Genomic DNA, 502 nt, shown 5'->3' with positions numbered 1-502 from the left:
CCTCCGCTTCGGCGCGGGCGCGGGCCTGCTCGTCGCTGCGCTGGTCGCTGGCGGCGACCTCGTCCGGCGTCAGCTCCGTGCGGTCCGCCAGCATGCCCGTCTTCTTCTCCAGGTCCTTGATGGCCCGGCGAAGCAGGTCGCGCTCCAGCAGCGTGCGGTTGAGGCGCTTCTCCAGCGCCTTGTACTTGTCCTTGCCCAGGTCGGCCTCGGACTTCGTCACCGCCAGGATGCGCGCCTGCGTGTCGGCGCGGCCCTTGAGCCGGCGCACTTCCTTCTCGAGCTCCGCGGCGCGCGCGCGGTCCTTGTTCGCCGCCTGCTCCAGCCGGTCCATCTTCTCGCGGTCCGCGTCGTTCAGCTCGCGGTAGCGGCGCACGGGCTCCGCCGGGGCCACGGGCACGGGCGTCACGGACACCGCCGCGCTCACCACGGGCTCGCTCGCGGGCGCGGCGATCTGCTCCGTCGTCACGGGGGCGGCGGCCGCGGGCGCGGACGTCTGCGCGGG

At 74.7% G+C, this 502-nt stretch carries 1 pseudogene; it reads right to left on the bottom strand.

Annotated features, from left to right (window positions below):
- Positions 1 to 502: pseudogene (locus D7W79_RS42685) on the bottom strand (cell envelope biogenesis protein TolA); the annotation flags it as partial.

This window comes from Corallococcus exercitus (assembly GCF_003611585.1).
Taxonomy (GTDB): domain Bacteria; phylum Myxococcota; class Myxococcia; order Myxococcales; family Myxococcaceae; genus Corallococcus; species Corallococcus exercitus.
The sequence above is the reverse complement of the archived record's forward strand: the minus strand, read 5'-3'. Positions and strand labels throughout refer to the sequence as shown.